This is a genomic window from Komagataeibacter rhaeticus, assembly GCF_011611525.1.
Classification (GTDB): domain Bacteria; phylum Pseudomonadota; class Alphaproteobacteria; order Acetobacterales; family Acetobacteraceae; genus Komagataeibacter; species Komagataeibacter rhaeticus.
The window spans coordinates 1,429,250-1,445,550 of record NZ_CP050139.1 but is presented as its reverse complement, the minus strand read 5'-3'; the positions used below and the strand labels follow the sequence as shown (position 1 = coordinate 1,445,550).

The following is a 16,301-nucleotide window of genomic DNA, read 5'->3' as shown; positions in this document are numbered from 1 at the left end:
GTGGCAACCCCCTGCGGGCCGCGCGCCTAATGCGGCATGGCCACGGGACGGGACAGGCGGGGCGGGCGGCGGGCGATACGGCGCCTGCGCCCTTCAGGGCGCCCCGAGGGCAGGACGATCACGTTGGACGGGGCCTGCGGGGCGGACAGGTCCATCCCCAGCAGTTCGGCAAACAGGGCCACGTAATGGGCGGCCTTTGCATTCCATGACACGTCATATCCCGCGCCATTGAGCTGGAGCTGGCGCCATATGGCGCGCTGGCGGCGATAGAGCAGGCGCGCGCGGTTGACGGCCGCGACCAGCGTTTCCCCATCCACCGGCGAGAACAGGAACCCCGTGCCGCCACCCCGCGCCAGTGCGGCCGGATTGGCATCGATTATGGTATCGGCAAGCCCCCCCACGCGCGATGCAATGGGCACCGCGCCATAACGCAGCGCGCCAAGCTGGGTCAGCCCGCAGGGTTCGAAGCGTGAGGGGATGAGGAACGCATCCGCCGCCGACGGCACGCGATGGCCCAGTTCCTCGCTATAGCCCAGATGGCAGGCGAAACGGCGCGGAAACTGGCGCTGCAGCGCGGCCAGTCCGCGTTCGATCTCCCGGTCGCCTTCCCCCACCACGATTACCTGCGTATTGGCCACAAGCAGGCGCGGCATGACGGTGTTCAGCAGGTCGATGCCCTTCTGCGCGGTCAGCCTGCTGACAATGCCGATGACAAAGGCATCCGGATCCGCCACCAGGCCGAATTCCGCCTGCAGGTCGCGCTTGTTGGGCGCGCGCCCTACGGTGTCACCCGCCACGTAGGGAAAATGTACCGCCGGGTCACTGGCGGGGTTCCATATATCGGTATTGATGCCATTGAGTATGCCTTCCAGCCGTTCCCCCCGCTGGCGCAGCAGGCCATCCAGCCCCATCCCGCCCTCGGGTGTCTGGATTTCATGCGCGTAGCTGGGGGAGACGGTGGTAATGCGGTCGGCATGGTACAGCCCCGCCTTGAGAAAGCTGAGTGCGCCGTAGCATTCACATCCCTCGACTGAAAACGCCTCTGGCGGCAGCCCGAATTCCGCAAGGCATGCAGCGGGAAAGCGCCCCTGGAAGGCAAGGTTGTGAATGGTCTGGACCACCGGCACGCCCGCGCCGGGGGCGGCCTGCGCGCGGCGGTCATGATGCAGGTAGGCCGCCGTCAGCCCCGCCTGCCAGTCATGCGCCTGTACCAGATCGGGATGATAGGCCGCAATCCTGCCCTGTGCGATATCCGCCGCCATGCGTGAAAGGACCGCAAAGCGGATGCCGTTATCAGGCCAGTCCTGTCCATCAGGGCACAGATACGGGTTTCCGGGCCGGTCAAACAGGGTGGGCGCGTCCAGCACCAGCAGGTCCAGCCCCTGTGCCCGCCCGGACCACAGCGTGGCGGCATGCCCCAGTATGTCAGTCCAGGCCCCCACCGGCTTGCGGCCCCGCAACGCGGCCATCACGGCCGGGTAGCCGGGCAGCAGGGTCGTGACCTCCACCCCGTAGGGCGCCAGGGCCCGGGGGAGCGAACCCGTGACATCGCCCAGCCCCCCGGTCTTGACAAAGGGAAACATCTCGGACGCAACCGAAAGCAGCCGGACGGGCGAAAGGAAAGGAGTAACCGCACTGAGCATGGGCCTGCTTCCTTGCAAAAGGGAGGGTGGCGGTCGGATTTTCCGGTTCCGCAGCAGTTAACGACCCATCCGGCGCATGGTCTCACCAACACGTTTAAGTGATCCCGTAATGCCTGATCATTACTTGGTATTATTTCATGACATGTCCCTTTTTTGAAAAAAGGCAATTCTGTGTCATGTCTGCTCCGGCCCTGTTAACGGGCATGGAGACATGCGTCCCGGTGCGGGACCGGACGCATCCGGCCCACAGGCGGCATCGCGGCCGGAACCTGCTCCATCTTCCACCCCTGCGGGGCTGCGATACCGCGCATCGGGACAGCGGACCGACCGTGACACCGGCCATATGAGCAGCATGCTGTTGCCTGTCCATCATCCAGAACGCGGGGCGGGGGGCAGCGACAGCCAGCCCGCGCCGCACTTTCAGGATATGCCAGCCCCACAGGACAGGACGGGAAGCAGGTGTTGCGGCCTGCCCCTACCGCCGGGTAGCAACCACGACTGCCCCGAACGGGACTGAACCCGTGGGGATCATCATCAAGAAGGGGCTGATGCCGGATCAGCCGCCGTCCTCTCCCTTGCTGGCGGCAACACAGGCATCACGGATCGACGTATCGCCATGCCCCACGCATTCCATGGCCAGCAGGCCGGCATCGTTGGTGCGGTTCATCTTACGCAACAGATGAATACGGTAGATATAGAATGAAGAATCCTCGAAAGCCGCCTGCATCTTGGCCAGGTAGGCAAGAGCCTGATCGTTCTTGTTCTGGCCTTCCAGGTAGGAAGACTTGAGCAGCGCAATCTGGCGCGTGACGTCGGGGCGACTGGCCCCGCGCTCGATCATGCTGATCGCCACCGGCGAGAGGTGATGCACGCCATCATTGCCCACCGCGCCATAAAACAGCGAAAGCTGGCTGTTGGCCACCGGCGCGTGCAGGCGGGCCTGTTCCGCCACGACCGCCCCGAAATTCTTCGCCTGTATCTGGTCAGCCATCCCGTTCAGGCTCTGCACGTCCAGCAGCATGGTCTGCATGTGGGCGGTCTTGATGAACTGCTGGAATGGGGCCCGATGTTCGGGATTGACCACATCGCCATAATTATGGGCAATGTACTGCGCCACATGTTCCTGCCGGGCGGAGGCCGCCGGGTGCGTTCCCGCCAGCGCATCCCAGTTGCGCACCAGCCACGCACCGGTATTGACCTGCACGCCGTAACCCTGCTGCCCGCTGGCATTGCGCGTGCGACCGGCTTCGAACAGGCGCTTCTGGCCCTTGGCCTTCTGTGCCTTGAGCTGTTCCTCATCCTGCGCGATCAGTCCCAGCATGGTCGACGCGGCATCAAGCTCGTAACCGGCCCGTGCCATAAGGTCGACCGCCATGACGTCGGCTTCCTTTTCCTGCTTGCGCGACCAGGCGGGGAAGGCTGCCTGTGCCGTCAGCAGGTTGCTGCCAAAATCGGACAGAAGCGCCATCTGCGCCATCTGCCCGGCGCCACCGATATTGAGCTTGGACGCAATGGACGCCGCAAGGTCAATCCCCCCCATGACACGCTGGGTCGTGTTCTGTGTTTCGGTGCGGTGGCGGGTGTGGCCCAGCAGGATATGGGACAGTTCATGCGCCAGCACGAAGGCGATCATGTCCTCCGTCTGTACGTCGGGAGTCTTGCGCATGTAATCAAGCGTGCCGGCATAGACGAACATCACGCCACCGGCCGAGACCTCGCTGGCAAATGACATGCTGGGTACAAGGAAAATGGGGATTTCAGGCCGGGGCCCGTTCCACCCCTCCAGCAGGTGGTTCACGATCCTGCGCAGATAGGCCTCTGTCGAGGGATCGTTAAACGTCCCGGTTTCCTGCAGGTTGAACGGCGCCAGGGCCAGTGTCTCGGGCGGTGGGGGCGGATAGGCCGCGGGAACGCTGACCCCCTCAATGAATTTGCCCTTTGCCTGTGCCGTACCCGGCAGGCCGGGGGCGGTCAGTACCGCCGCGCCGCACAGGCCAAGGCCCAGGCGTGAAAGGAAGCTGCGCGCCATTGGTTCAGCATCCATCCGTCAGGCCGTTGCTGCCACGCATCTGGCTGGTGACGATACCGGGGGCAATGCCCTGCTTGCACGTCAGCATCGGCAGGCTGCTGGGCGGCACATCAACCTTGACCGCGGCGGGACGGACAAGCACGACCCCCTGGTCCGTCTGGATCTTCAGCAGCTTGTAAGCACCCGGCACAATACCCACGACCGGCTTGCCAATAACGGCTGATGCCGGAATCCTGTCTGCCGGCTTGCCATTGGCGGTAAAACTGGTGACGGTCGGCAGATCAAATGTACCCAGAACCGTCGCGGCCGAAGCGATGGACGGCAGAATGGCCAGAGCCATGGCAATAAAATACTTCTTCATTTTTAAACTCTTCATATCCTGTATTAAGGTTGGATTTGGAGAAATGGACCGGCCACCGGCAGCCGATGCTGCCTGCGGACCTGCATCGGACTGTGTGGCCTAACTGTTTTCCTCGGGCTTTTTCTCACCCGTCAGCGGGGTCAGTACGCTCCATACAAAACCCGTATCCTCGCCCGTCTCGCTCAGCGCCAGCCACAGCAGGACAAAACCGATCCAGTCTTCCATGGGCCAGAGCAGTAAATCCTCGTTAATGACAAACATCACGGCCACGACGGTCACACTAAGCAACAGCTTGCTGAAATAATACCGTTTACCTTTTTCTCTCTCCTTTCCCGTATTCTGGTCATTCGAAGCGGAAGTAAGGATGGACAGGCACAGCAGCACCGCCAGCAGGCCATAGACCAGGAACAGCGCCCAGAACCCGTAGGTACCGTGACGGAGCAGCCCGACATCCACCCCCAGCAGGCTGGCGGAAAACACGACTGCCACCATTATGGCACGGCTGCGGTTCGTGCTTATCCATTGCCCGATGCTGCGCGTTACATGATGGGCATATGCCCAGGCCGCCAGGGCCACGCCAAACAGGCCCAGCGCCGGCAGCATCAGCATATGCCACCGGTCCGGGTTCGTGGCGTACAGGCTGGTCGCCACCCCCAGCAGGACGGACATGGCCACGCAGGCCGCCGTCAGGACCCGGCTGGCACGCGCGCTTACGGAAACCGGTTCGTGGATCATGCTGTAGCTGTAGGCGGCGATAAAAAGCCAGACGACGAATTCCAGACATTCAGCCGAATCAATCTTCAGCCACCTGGTACTGATCCACTCACCCGGTTCGCGAAAATAACGTTCGTTATAGGTCAGCAGGTTGTCCAGGGCCATGGCATGCTCATGAACCCCGGGTTCCTGACCGATCATGGGAACATCCACCACATCGTGGTCGCCATTGATGTGGGTGCCGTAAAACACCACCCGGTTCCTGAAGGCGGGTTCCAGATTCCTGACATCAGGTTCCAGGTTCCGGTCCAGATACCGCACCGGGACCGTCAGATGGTACTGGCATTTCTGGCGGATATCCTTGCTGAAATAACCAAACAGGGCACGCGCCCCGATACGTGCGGCGTCCCATACACGCAGTACGGGCATATCATGGATATCGGGCAGGCAGCCGTCGGTCTTGGCATACAAATCCTGGTATCTGGGCGCGCGCAGGCCCCAGCGTTCCACCAGCGGCTGCCCGAATGTATGTTCGGACATATCCGCCGGACAGGATTTCTGCCAGCCGGAGGCACAGAGCGTCCGATACAGCGCGAAGGCGCCGACCGGCACGGTCCTGGGCGCGTCCTCCCCTTCTTCCCCGTCGCCACCGTCCTCATCACCAGACGCCTGCGGCGGGGGCGGCGCAAGCAGGAGCGGATAGAAACCGGCGGGCATTTTCCAGCCATTGATGATCTGGGACTGCGTCAGCGGTTCGGGCAGATCGTCATAGCCCCCGCCCAACTGGCCACGGGCAAAGAACAGCGGCACCCCCATCCGTTTCGCGCGTGCGATGACCGGGCCGAAGGTATCCTGCAGGCTTTCGCCCGCACGTTCGGCATTGAAACGGATATCAACCATGATGGCCGCGGGGCCGGCATCCAGCATGCGGTCAATCACCTCGGCATGGCGGGCGTAGGTCAGCGGCCATGTTGTTGCGAAATATTCGCCACTCAGGTCCTTGTCCGTCACTTCGACCACGGAGATACGGTCCCGCGCGGGTGAATCCTGCATGCCATAGAACGCATCGGACAGACCGGCCAGGAAACGGGCGGATGACTGCTTGGTGGCACTTTCCATTGCCAGCGGATCAAGCAGTTTGAACAGCACCCAGAACATGATCATTATTCCGAAGTAACATACAGGATGCCACCAGGAACGGACTTTGCGGGATTCTACCGTAACAAACGGGCGTGGGTTTAATGAATCTGACAATGCAATACTATGTGTAATCAGGTTGAAAATCGCCTGTTACGTTTTTTAACAGAGCCTGTCAACCGCTTCATGCAGGTAAACGGCGTTATAATTTATAAACCCTATAGTTATAAAAAAGCTATCAAGCCGGTCATATGATGGAAAACAGGAATTTTTTCCATTCCTTCAGGCCGTTCCATGGCAATCTGGATCTATCTGGTCCTGATCAATACGACTTCTTTTGTGTTTTTTATCGAAAATACGAAAATTTGTGCTTCAATATATTGCAGTAGGATTTATTTATTATTCGAGGAAATTTTCATACATGCCCGCCATAATATCATCCCGTTGCGACAGACCTTATGCGATATCAAACAGTCCTGAAAACAGTACCTTGATAAAAATACAGGCTCGACCGGAATATCCTGAGCGCATAAAAAAACACCCCCTGCGAAAGGGGGCGTTCATGGACCCGCGCGCAGTCCGGTCAGGGCCACCCGCGCACTGACCCTGGCCACGATGGCGGCATGGCAACAGAACCACATGGTCATGGGCAGAGCAGAAGGTGCATGCCCCCTGCCCCGTCAGTCAGAAGCGGGGAAGCGGGATATGCGGAAAATACAGGCATGCCGTAACGATCAGCGTAGCAAAGAACACAACCATGCATCCGACAATAAGGACGTGTTTTTTCTGCTGGGAAGTTGCAAGGGGAAGGTCACGATCCTCACCGGCGGGACGTGACGACCGATCTGTGCCATCCGATCTGTATGCCATTGGAATAATTCCTTCTCCTGTATCCGGCATGCCATGCTGTACGAACCCTGCATTCCATCGGCCCGCAGGATGCGCCGTATAGCGGCATGTGCCATGTTTACTGCGGCAGGGCGCGTGCCGCCTGCAGATGGTTTTCAAGCGTGGGCAGGGTATTGCTGGCCCATGTCTTGAGACTTGCGTTCTCGCCACCTTCGCCATAACGCCGGAACAGCGATACGGCATCCTGATGCGCCGTAATCTGGTCGCTTCGGTACTGCAGGGCAAAATCGCGGCCGTGCAGGCTTTTCAGTTTGTCCAGCATGTCCTGGTGGCTTTCATCCAGGGCCGTGGGCGGGGCAAGCTGTACGTTGCCGCTGTGCAGCAGGTCCTGCAGGGCGGCGGATGTCTTTTTGTGATCCTCGATCATGCGCGTGGCAAAACCTGTCAGCGCGGGATCGTGGTTCTGAAGCGCCAGTTCACTGGACTGTATTTCAAACATGTCACTGATCGTGGCGATCTGGACAAAATCGGCCGTGCGGGGCGCGACACCCATCAGGGAGTTGATTCCCGCCTTTTCCGGTATGGACTGCGCCATCGCTGGCACGGACATGCACAGGGCCAGCCCAAGTATTGCCATTTTTCTTTTTTTCATTGGGAATTACTTTCTATTTATAAATAAAATCCCTGTCTGTACGGTGCATGCCATCACGCCGGCGTGGATGGCAACCAGATGGTTTCCCCTCCGGGCGGCGCACGGGCCGCAGGGCATGGAAGGCGGAACCCTGTCGGGTTCCGCCTGACAGTTCAGGACTTTTCGTGGTCGTGGTCATGACTGTGCTGGCCGCCCCTGCGTCCGGCTTCCGCCGCGCGCTGCGGGTTTTCAGCAAAATTGCCAGCGCTGTGCTGGCCACCCTTCCGGCCCGCTTCAGCCGCCCTGGCGGGGTCCCGGGCAAAATTGCCCGAACTGTGCTGGCCCCCCTTGTGGCCCGCTTCGGACGCCTTCTTGCGGTCATTGGCAAAGTTGCCCGGATTGTTACCCCCTCGGCTATCCGCCGGTGCCAGGGAGGGTATACTGGTGCGCTCGTGCAGGTTGATGCGATAAACCATGATCGTTCACCTTTTCCAGATCACAGCGGCAACACGGGATCCTTGTTTTTTCTCCATGCCCGCATCCCGGAGGGACCGGATGGGAAAGCAATCGCCGGCAGGGCGCGCTGTGCAGACCCCAACGGGGTTTTCATCGACCGGTTTCATTTTTATTTAAAATAAAAAATAAATATTCATTGGTAAGTGAACTCAATACGTATCGAATTCACAATATAAATATCCATCTTCATATTTTTGCCACTGTCCCGACCCGCGCCATCCATTCCGCGCGCTTGAAACCGGGGGGCGGCAGACGCATGTGTGGGCGTGAACCCCGCAACCGGCAGAACAGGGAAATACATGATGCAGCACCTGTCACGCTTTGCCTTCGCCTGCGCCAGCATCATGCTGATGCTGCTGGCGCTTGCCCTTCTCATATTCGGGATGATCGACCTTGTGGCCGCGCTCGGGCGGTCATGGCATGCGGGGCGCAATGCCATCCTGCAGACCATAAGCTATGTCGTGATTGCAGTGGCCGTGTTTGACGTGGCCAAGTATTTCGTGGAAGAGGAAGTCATCCAGACCAGCGGCAAGAAAAGCCTGGGCGAGGCCCGTGCCAGCCTGACCAAATTCATCACCACCATTATCATAGCCGTATTCATAGAAGGGCTGGTTGGCGTTTTTGAGACCAAGGCCAATGAACCGACGGAAATCCTTTACCCCGCGGGGCTTCTGGTGGTGGCGACGCTGATCGTGCTTTCCCTGGGGGCATTCCAGCGCATGAGCGTGGATGCCGAACGCGAAAAGAAGAAGGTAGGAGGCGACTGACCCAACGGTAACGCCGCATGCGCCCGCCGGCATGCGTTGCGGACTCCCGCCGTTGCGATGCGCCGCAGATCATGACAATTCCTGGCGGAACCTGTTTTCAGGAAAAGACAGGAAACGCCGCCTTTGCTGTCAAAGGCGGCGTTCCGGTTCTGACAGGATTGCCGGTCAATACGTGACGTAAAGACCGGCGCGCGCTTACTTGCCGGGTGCGGCGTTCCTGCCGCCCTGTGCCGGGATGGCCGTCTCGGCAAAATCTTCCGACACGAACACCAGTCCGTCCAGGGCCTGCTGCAGGGCTGCGGAGGCTTCCCTGGGGTTGCGGGCTTCGGTAAACACGCTGGCACGGTTGATGGCACCCTGCGTCTGCTCAAGCGGGGCCAGCGCCAGGATGAAATCGGCATCCTCGCCCACCACCTGCAGGCTCTGGGCCGCCTGCTGGGTATTGCCGGCCTGAAGCTGGCTGTTGGCGGTGGCGATGGCCGCCTTCTTTTCCGGTGCCAGCGTCTCGCTCCCCACAATTTCCCCGCCAACAGGGATCCATGTTACCGGGGTCGTGCCCGGTACATGGGTGCTGGCAACGGGATGCTGCGGGGCAGGATGCAGGGCGGTTTCGGCGGCCATGAACTTGGCATTGGCCTTGCCTGCCGCGGTCAGCCGCCTGGTGGCGTCATACAGGGCGGGGATGGCCTGCTCGGTCTGGCCCGCGTCAAGCACCTGCTTTGCGTTCAGGATATCGACCATCGCGCGCTGGCCATCCGCTGACAGGTGATTGAAGGCACGGGTGGCCTTGTATTTTTCCCAATCCGTATGCAGCGACGCCGCCTGTGCGGCAAACGGTGCCGCAACCAGACCTGCCGTGATGGCCAGTGAAGCAATAAAACGCATGTTTTTCCTTTTCAGCCTAGCTGATATCCGGTCCGGACCAGCCTTATCGCCGGTCATGACAGAGTGTTACAAAATTTCGTATCCCGGTCCATCCTGTTACCGGCCCGCATGGCAACAGGCATGGTTGTCGCCAGAACGGCGGCCATGCCATGATCGCGCTCCGTTCCATCATACAGGAAGCATCCATGTTCAGCCATATCACCATCGGTTCGAATGACATCGCGGCCTCCAGGAAATTCTATAACGCAACGCTGGGTGCCCTTGGCGTGGCTTCTGCAGAAGTCAATGCCAAAGGCCGGCTGGTCTATGCAACCGACACGGGCCGCCTGATCGTGACCAGACCCGTCAATGGCCAGCCGGCCACGGCGGCCAATGGTGGCACCATCGGCTTTGCCGCCGCTTCCGAACAGGCGGTCGATGCATGGCATGCGGCAGGCGTGGCCAATGGCGGCGTGACCTGTGAAGACCCGCCGGGCATCCGCCACCTGCCCACGGGCGACCTGTATCTTGCCTATCTGCGCGACCCGACCGGCAACAAGCTGTGCGCGCTCCATCGCGTCAAGGCGTAAAACCGTCCCGGGCAGGATGACGGCAAACGGAAAGAAGGGAACATTCACCGCGTTCCCACATATTGCCATGGATGACCCTTCGATCCGGCCGGGGCTGGCACGGTGCCGCAAAAGACAGTATCCTGCCCCTGACTTCATGCGCGCCAGCGCGGCAACAGGGACAGATGACATGACGGCAGCGGGGACATCGCCTTCTCCTTCTTTTTCCATATGGGGATGGCGGGGCCTGTGCATTGCCGTGCTGGCGGGGCTGGCCCCCCTTGCCGCCTCCCCCTGCGTGGCACGGGTGCCCGATGCCGCAGCCCAGCCCGTGCCGTGCATGGGGCTGCAGGCGGAGCCACAGGTGGAAATCACCCTTCTGTTCGGCCAGCACCGCCCCGATGGCGGCGGCCGCATCACCACACGCGAATGGAACACCTTCATGCGTGAGGTCGTGACCCCGCGCTTTCCTGCGGGCCTGACCGTCCTGCGTGGCGACGGGCAGTGGCAGAACCGCGTCAGCGGCAGGGTCGGCCGCGAACCCTCCCGGATCGTATGGATCGTCACCCCGCCCGCGCCAGACCTGCAGGCACGGCTTGATACCATCCGGCAGGTCTACCGCCAGCGCTTTGCCCAGCAGTCCGTGGGGCTGGTGGTAACGGCAGGCTGCGCCGCGTTCTAGCAGCCACCGAAACCTGCCTGTTCATATCCCGCCGGAAATGGGCAGGTTCACGCCGGTCATGTAACTGGAATCCTCGCCCAGCAGGAAAGCGACCACACCCGGTATTTCATCAATACTGCCATAGCGGCGCATGGGAATGCTGCCGATCATCTGGCGCGCGACCTCCGTCGGGTCGGTGGAGAAATACTGGCTGCCCGCCCTGGCCTGCAGTTCCACCTGCCGGTCCCACATGAAGCCCGGCCCCATGAAGGCGGGGCTTATGGCATTGACACGGATGCCATGGGGCGCCAGATCCTTGGCCGCCACTTCCGTCAGGCCGATGATGGCGAATTTGGACGCACCATAGGCCGCCATGTTCGGCGGCCCCTGCACGCCCGCCATGCTTGCGGTATTGACAATCCGGCCAAACCCGCGCGTGACCATATGCGCCGCCACATGCCGCAATACATGGAACGCGCCACATACATTGATCTGCATGACACGGGCAAAATCGGCTTCCGGATAATCCTGCACGGGTGCGAAAGCCCCCTGATAGCCGGCATTGTTGAACAGGAAATCAATCTGCCCCATCCCGCGCACCACGGCGTCAACCACCTGGCTGACCTGCGTGTTGTCCGTCACGTCACAGGCATGGATGCTGATGCGCACGTCATGGCCTTTCAGGTCCGCACGCGCCTGTTCAAGCTTCGCATGGTCAAGATCCAGCAGTGCCAGGTCCGCGCCCATCAGGGCCAGCCGCCTTGCCGTTGCCAGACCGATATTGCCAGCCGCACCCGTCACAAGCGCCACTTTTCCGGAAAATGGAAGATGCTCACCAGACATGTATGTTTCCCTGATTGTCGAACATGTTCAACGCAGGCCGAAACCCCGAAAGCCTGCCTGCGCCCGCCACAGGGGGACAGAACGGTTCACACCCCAGGCGGTTCTCTGTCATGACATTACAGGAAAACGTGAAACCCGCCTAATGCCGGGCATGCACGACCGGGACCCAGACAGGTCATATGATGGAACGGCCCCGAAATGCTTCAGGACATGCCGCCTTTTTGAAAAATGGCGGCATCCGGAAATTTTTATTGTTTTGAATCAAGTGTCTGTTATCAGGCAGTCTCTAGGGAAAATGCTGGATCTGGCAGGTATGGTCCTGCAGGTCCTCGCCCGAGGCACGGTCACCGGCATGCGGGTCCGCGCGGTCGTCCAGCATGACAAAGCCCTGCTGCCCCCCGGCCAGGACAATTCCCGCAATCACCAGCGTATGAAAGCCCATTTCATGCGCGGGATCGGCCATTTCGCGCGCCAGCATGCCCAGCGGCCGTACGCCGGACAGGCTGGAGGACGCAAGCAGGCGGGCACGGTACGGATGCCCATCCAGCGGCAGCGTGACCCAGCCCGGCCCCAGACGGGGCAGCGCCCAGTGCAGCGCCACCTTCACATCGGGACGGATACAGTCAACATGCACATGCAACTGGTTCTGGCTGCGGCCATAGAGCGAATTGATGGCAAGTGACAGGTCCTCGGGCGGCAGGGGACGGGGCAGCCTGCGGTTGACCCGCGCGGTCTGCCGCCAGGCATGGGCAAGGTAGTCGGGCGCATCATCACGGATAATGGCGGGATCTTCCATGCCGGTTACCCGTCGGGTCGGAATCAGCAGGTACTGGGTGGCGCCCTCCCGATCCTTCAGCACGGCATAGCCCGCGTGGGGGTCCGTCTCCTCGCACGGTATGCCCGCATGGGCCGCACCGGGTGGTACGTCACAGCGTTCATGCACGATATGCCACAGCACATCCGGGTCCGCATGGGCCGGGACACTGCCCGCCACGATATGGGCCAGTACAAGTCCGGCCACTACTCCCATCCGTTTCATCCGCTCTCCCACCCCCAGCGCGCCTGCCATGATGGGCATACCGTAACGAAAAAAACCAGCCCCGGCGCGGCAGGACACCCGCGCCTGCCGCGGGCTAGGGCCTCCGTGCCCCGATGCTGGCCCCCTCCCATCGTCTGACCACGGGCAGCAGCAGGGCGAACACCACCGTAGCCGCCCCCGCCATGAAGGCGAGGGTGCGGAACAGGCCGCCATAGATCATCAGCGTGCGTGCGGCATCCAGCCCGGATGCATTGTCCACCGCCGCCATGTTGGCGACAATACTGCCGACATACATGGCAAAGCCGATCAGCACATAATAACATCCCGCCATGAAGGCACTGATGCGCGCGGGCACGTAGCGCGCGATGGCCGCAAGCCCAAGGCTGTTGATCATGAGTTCGCCTATGGAAAGCGGGCCATAGCCAAACAGCATCACCCATGGCGAGACATAGGCCGAAGGCGACAGCACGGTACTGAGCCACCACGCCAGGAACGAAAGCGTGACACAGAAAAAGCCGATGACGAATTTGCCCGCGATGCTGATGTCCGCCCTGCGCCGCCCCAGCCAGTTATAGGCCGTGATCAGCAATGGCGTGCCCAGCATAATCCATAGCGGGTTGAACGCCTGGAACTGCCCGGCCGACATGGAAAAAAGACGCACGCCCAGCAGTGTGAAATCCTTGCCCACATTGCGCAGCGCGAACAGGGTAAGGGACGTTACCATCTGCTGGTAGAACACGAAATACAGCGCCACCTGAAAGGTAAGCAGATACATGATCCGCAACCCCGGCCGTTCATGCGCCGCCGCCCGTGCGTACACCGTCATCCACACAAGGATGATCACCATGCCGGATGCGACCACCAGCACCCCCTGGATGGAAGTGGACGCAAAGACCCGCGCCATCAGCGCGATCACCACCCCGGCCCCGCCCGCAACCAGCAGGCCATGCCGCCATGGCAGCGGCCGGAAATCAGGCGCGGTACCGATGGCCTCCAGCCGACGCTGGCGGATGAAATAGCCCCCTACCCCCAGCAGCAGCCCCGCGCCGCAGAACATGAAGGCCGCCGCCCAGCCAAAATACTGCTGCACGAGCGGGACAAGGAAAAGCGAGAAGGTGGAGCCGATATTGACCGACATGTAATATATCGTGAAGGCAACATCCAGTTTCTGGTCCTGCCCGCGATAGATGATGTTCACCATATTGCATGAATTGGGCTTGAACAGGCCGTTGCCGACCGCAATCACGGCCATGCTGACGAACAGCGCGCGGGCGGTACCACTCAGCGCGCCAAGCAGCAGGTAGCCCGTCGCCAGCACGATACCGCCCACCACCATCGTCCGCCGTGAACCCAGGACCCGGTCACCCAGCCAGCCGCCCACAACCGGGGCGGCATAGGTCATGGCGGCAAAACTGCCCCACAGCATGTTGGCCTGCGCATCCCGCATGCCCAGTTTCTGGATCATGTACAGCAGCAGGATGGCCTGCATGCCGTAAAAACCGAATCGCTCCCATATCTCTATCGCCAGCACGACATGGAAGGCGGGCGCCCGGGATTGCGGGCGCGGACCGGACGTGGGGGATGACGCCACGCCCGTTTCACTGATCTGCCCAGCCATCTCCGCGCTCAGGGTACCACCGGCAGCCATACGGCACTGGAATGGGCGGGATCACGATAGATGCTCTGGGTAGCCGTGATAAAATCCGCCTTGTCGGCCTTCAGGATATTGGGCACGAATTTCTGCGGGTTACGGTCATAAAGCGGGAACTGGCTGGACTGGATCTGGACCATGATCCGGTGCCCCGGTTCAAACACATGGTTCACGGCGGGCAGCGTGAAGCGGTACTGCGTGATCTCGCCCGGGGTCACGGCGGTGGGCCTGTCAAAGCCCTGCCGGTAGCGGCCACGGAAAATATCCATGGAAACCGCCAGTTCATACCCCCCCATTTCGGGGCGGTCGGCGGTGGTGGGGGGATTGACGTCAATCACCTTGACCACCCAGTCCGCGTCCGACCCGGTGGTGGCGGCATACAGGTCGGCCACCGGCACGCCACTTACCCTTACCGGGGCCGTCAGCACCGGGGTTTCATAGGTCAGCACATCGGGGCGGCTTTCGGTAAAGCGCTGGTCCTGCACCAGCCATGTCTTCCAGCGGTCTGAATCGGTGGGAAAGGCGAACGGACGCGGCAGGAAGGGAACCGGATGCGCCGGGTCGGATATGTACTGGTCCATGCCCTGACCGCCCTGCGTGGACTGGCCTGGCCTGCTGGTGGACAGCCCCTGCCCCGCCTGCATGAAGAAGGGCTGCAGCGGATGGGTGCAGTGCGCCTCGCACGCCTTGGGCCAGTGATCGATATAATCCCAGTGGTTTTCACCCGTATTGTAGATGATGGCCTGCGGCAGGTGGACGGGGGCCGCACCGGGGCGCAGGTACTGGTCAAAGAACGGGCGCAGCACGTCATGGCGGAACTGAGATGCGGTATCACCATTCCACTGCAATGGCCCCAGTGAGGACCCGTTATAGTTTACCTGGCTATGCCGCCACGGCCCCATGACCAGCACGTTGGGCACGGCGGGCTTTGCCGCCTGCAATGCCTGCCATGAATGGATGGCGCCCCACATGTCCTCCTGATCCCACAGGCCCTGTTCCCACAGCATGGGCACGGTGGCCTTGCGCTGGGCCAGCAGGTGATCAAGCGCCTGCTGCTGCCAGAAGGCATCATAGGCCGGATGCGCCAGCATGCGCTGCCACCACGGGAACTGGTCCAGCCCCGCATCATGCGCGAACCGGGCCGCCGAGCCTGCGTTGAGGAAATTGGTATAGTCGTCATGATCGACACGCGGGATGGTACCGCCCTCCCCGCGCACGGTCATCTGGGCGGTAAAGTAGTCCAGCCCCGCCTGACGGAACGCACCGTAATGGTACCAGTCATCCCCCATCCAGCCATCCACCATGGGGCTTTCGGGGGCCACAACCTTCAGCGCGGGATGCGGGTCAAGCAGCGCCATGACGACCGTGAATCCTTCATAGGACGAACCCAGCATACCCACGCGCCCGTTGCCCTGCGGTACGTTATGGACCAGCCATTCAATCGTGTCCCACGCATCAGTCGTCTCATCCGTCTTTGTCGGGTTGAGCGGGCCACGCGGCGGACGGGTCATGACATAATCACCTTCCGACCCGTATTTGCCGCGGATATCCTGGAATATGCGGATATAACCCGCTTCGACAAACGCATCATCGCCCTGTGGCAGGATGGAGCGGATGTCCGGCGCATCGGGAATGCGGTTGGCGCGCTGCGAGGCATGGTAGGGCGTGCGTGTCAGCAGCATGGGCGCATTGGCCGCATCCTTCGGGATGACAATGACCGTATGCAGTTTCACGCCATCACGCATCGGAATCATCACGTCACGCTTGATGTAGTTGCGCGCCGCGGTGGGAAAGGTGACATGGGCCGGAATATCGGACCCGGTCTGCACATCCTGCGATGCGCCATCCGCACTGCCTGCCGGGTCCTGCGCCGCCAGCGCCCCGGATGAAAGACAGGTCACCATCATCATTGCAACGGACGGCAGGCGCCGCCAGGAAAACCGTTTCACTTCAGTATCACTCCGCAATTACCGACAGGGTATTATTTATGTTGCTGCCGATCATACATATTCCCCCCCTGTTCCCAA

General features: G+C 61.2%; 14 protein-coding genes. 3 read left to right on the top strand and 11 right to left on the bottom strand.

All coding sequences use genetic code 11. The annotated features are described in order from the left end of the window. Nucleotides 1-26 precede the first annotated feature (26 nt). The 6 genes from glgA to GWK63_RS06540 form a co-directional block, all read right to left on the bottom strand. Nucleotides 27-1,643: a glycogen synthase GlgA gene (gene glgA / locus GWK63_RS06565; protein WP_007398222.1), complete on the bottom strand. Its 1,617-nt coding sequence runs from the start codon at nt 1,641-1,643 to the stop codon at nt 27-29. Nucleotides 1,644-2,199: 556 nt separating this feature from the next. Continuing rightward, nucleotides 2,200-3,687: a M48 family metalloprotease gene (locus GWK63_RS06560; protein ID WP_083824424.1), complete on the bottom strand. Its 1,488-nt coding sequence runs from the start codon at nt 3,685-3,687 to the stop codon at nt 2,200-2,202. Further along, on the bottom strand, nt 3,677-4,033 hold the full coding sequence (locus tag GWK63_RS06555) for a hypothetical protein (RefSeq protein ID WP_034932877.1): 357 nt from the start codon (nt 4,031-4,033) through the stop codon (nt 3,677-3,679). Before GWK63_RS06555 ends, GWK63_RS06560 begins: the two co-directional genes overlap by 11 nt. A 99-nt stretch (nt 4,034-4,132) precedes the next feature. Then, the gene (locus GWK63_RS06550) at nt 4,133-5,905 is read right to left on the bottom strand and encodes a CHASE2 domain-containing protein (protein ID WP_157772012.1); all 1,773 of its coding nucleotides are present in this window, start codon (nt 5,903-5,905) and stop codon (nt 4,133-4,135) included. A gap of 946 nt (nt 5,906-6,851) precedes the next feature. Further along, nucleotides 6,852-7,385: a DUF4142 domain-containing protein gene (locus GWK63_RS06545; RefSeq protein ID WP_034926322.1), complete on the bottom strand. Its 534-nt coding sequence runs from the start codon at nt 7,383-7,385 to the stop codon at nt 6,852-6,854. A gap of 152 nt (nt 7,386-7,537) precedes the next feature. Continuing rightward, the gene (locus GWK63_RS06540) at nt 7,538-7,840 is read right to left on the bottom strand and encodes a con-10 family general stress protein (RefSeq protein ID WP_039998753.1); all 303 of its coding nucleotides are present in this window, start codon (nt 7,838-7,840) and stop codon (nt 7,538-7,540) included. Between the two features lie 342 nt (nt 7,841-8,182). Here GWK63_RS06540 and GWK63_RS06535 point away from each other — a divergent pair, with 342 nt between their 5' ends. Next, nucleotides 8,183-8,647, top strand: a complete 465-nt coding sequence (locus tag GWK63_RS06535; RefSeq protein ID WP_034926351.1) for a hypothetical protein — start codon at nt 8,183-8,185, stop codon at nt 8,645-8,647. 195 nt (nt 8,648-8,842) lie between these two features. On the opposite strand, the gene GWK63_RS06530 is transcribed toward GWK63_RS06535, so the two are convergent. Beyond that, nucleotides 8,843-9,532: a YfdX family protein gene (locus GWK63_RS06530; RefSeq protein WP_007398208.1), complete on the bottom strand. Its 690-nt coding sequence runs from the start codon at nt 9,530-9,532 to the stop codon at nt 8,843-8,845. A gap of 185 nt (nt 9,533-9,717) precedes the next feature. Here GWK63_RS06530 and GWK63_RS06525 point away from each other — a divergent pair, with 185 nt between their 5' ends. Continuing rightward, a complete protein-coding gene (locus tag GWK63_RS06525) occupies nt 9,718-10,101 on the top strand; it encodes a VOC family protein (RefSeq protein ID WP_007398206.1) in 384 nt (127 codons plus the stop codon). Between the two features lie 169 nt (nt 10,102-10,270). Then, a complete protein-coding gene (locus GWK63_RS06520) occupies nt 10,271-10,762 on the top strand; it encodes a DUF3574 domain-containing protein (RefSeq protein WP_039998830.1) in 492 nt (163 codons plus the stop codon). Nucleotides 10,763-10,783: 21 nt separating this feature from the next. On the opposite strand, the gene GWK63_RS06515 is transcribed toward GWK63_RS06520, so the two are convergent. The 4 genes from GWK63_RS06515 to GWK63_RS06500 form a co-directional block, all read right to left on the bottom strand. Next, complete coding sequence (locus GWK63_RS06515) at nt 10,784-11,584, bottom strand: SDR family NAD(P)-dependent oxidoreductase (RefSeq protein ID WP_007398204.1); 801 nt, start codon at nt 11,582-11,584, stop codon at nt 10,784-10,786. Between the two features lie 286 nt (nt 11,585-11,870). Then, the gene (locus GWK63_RS06510) at nt 11,871-12,653 is read right to left on the bottom strand and encodes a CDP-diacylglycerol diphosphatase (RefSeq protein WP_223846665.1); all 783 of its coding nucleotides are present in this window, start codon (nt 12,651-12,653) and stop codon (nt 11,871-11,873) included. A gap of 64 nt (nt 12,654-12,717) precedes the next feature. Further along, entirely contained in the window at nt 12,718-14,241 is a 1,524-nt protein-coding gene (locus tag GWK63_RS06505; RefSeq protein WP_007398201.1) for a peptide MFS transporter, read from the bottom strand. Between the two features lie 8 nt (nt 14,242-14,249). Beyond that, on the bottom strand, nt 14,250-16,181 hold the full coding sequence (locus tag GWK63_RS06500) for a CocE/NonD family hydrolase (RefSeq protein WP_223846697.1): 1,932 nt from the start codon (nt 16,179-16,181) through the stop codon (nt 14,250-14,252). Nucleotides 16,182-16,301 lie beyond the last annotated feature (120 nt).

Bases quoted from the DNA above. Each gene is read 5' to 3' on its own strand.
- glgA (WP_007398222.1), bottom strand. From the start codon at position 1,643: ATGCTCAGTGCGGTTACTCCTTTCCTTTCGCCCGTCCGGCTGCTTTCG.
- GWK63_RS06560 (WP_083824424.1), bottom strand. From the start codon at position 3,687: ATGGATGCTGAACCAATGGCGCGCAGCTTCCTTTCACGCCTGGGCCTT.
- GWK63_RS06555 (WP_034932877.1), bottom strand. From the start codon at position 4,033: ATGAAGAAGTATTTTATTGCCATGGCTCTGGCCATTCTGCCGTCCATC.
- GWK63_RS06550 (WP_157772012.1), bottom strand. From the start codon at position 5,905: ATGTTCTGGGTGCTGTTCAAACTGCTTGATCCGCTGGCAATGGAAAGT.
- GWK63_RS06545 (WP_034926322.1), bottom strand. From the start codon at position 7,385: ATGAAAAAAAGAAAAATGGCAATACTTGGGCTGGCCCTGTGCATGTCC.
- GWK63_RS06540 (WP_039998753.1), bottom strand. From the start codon at position 7,840: ATGGTTTATCGCATCAACCTGCACGAGCGCACCAGTATACCCTCCCTG.
- GWK63_RS06535 (WP_034926351.1), top strand. From the start codon at position 8,183: ATGCAGCACCTGTCACGCTTTGCCTTCGCCTGCGCCAGCATCATGCTG.
- GWK63_RS06530 (WP_007398208.1), bottom strand. From the start codon at position 9,532: ATGCGTTTTATTGCTTCACTGGCCATCACGGCAGGTCTGGTTGCGGCA.
- GWK63_RS06525 (WP_007398206.1), top strand. From the start codon at position 9,718: ATGTTCAGCCATATCACCATCGGTTCGAATGACATCGCGGCCTCCAGG.
- GWK63_RS06520 (WP_039998830.1), top strand. From the start codon at position 10,271: ATGACGGCAGCGGGGACATCGCCTTCTCCTTCTTTTTCCATATGGGGA.
- GWK63_RS06515 (WP_007398204.1), bottom strand. From the start codon at position 11,584: ATGTCTGGTGAGCATCTTCCATTTTCCGGAAAAGTGGCGCTTGTGACG.
- GWK63_RS06510 (WP_223846665.1), bottom strand. From the start codon at position 12,653: ATGGCAGGCGCGCTGGGGGTGGGAGAGCGGATGAAACGGATGGGAGTA.
- GWK63_RS06505 (WP_007398201.1), bottom strand. From the start codon at position 14,241: ATGGCTGGGCAGATCAGTGAAACGGGCGTGGCGTCATCCCCCACGTCC.
- GWK63_RS06500 (WP_223846697.1), bottom strand. From the start codon at position 16,181: ATGATGGTGACCTGTCTTTCATCCGGGGCGCTGGCGGCGCAGGACCCG.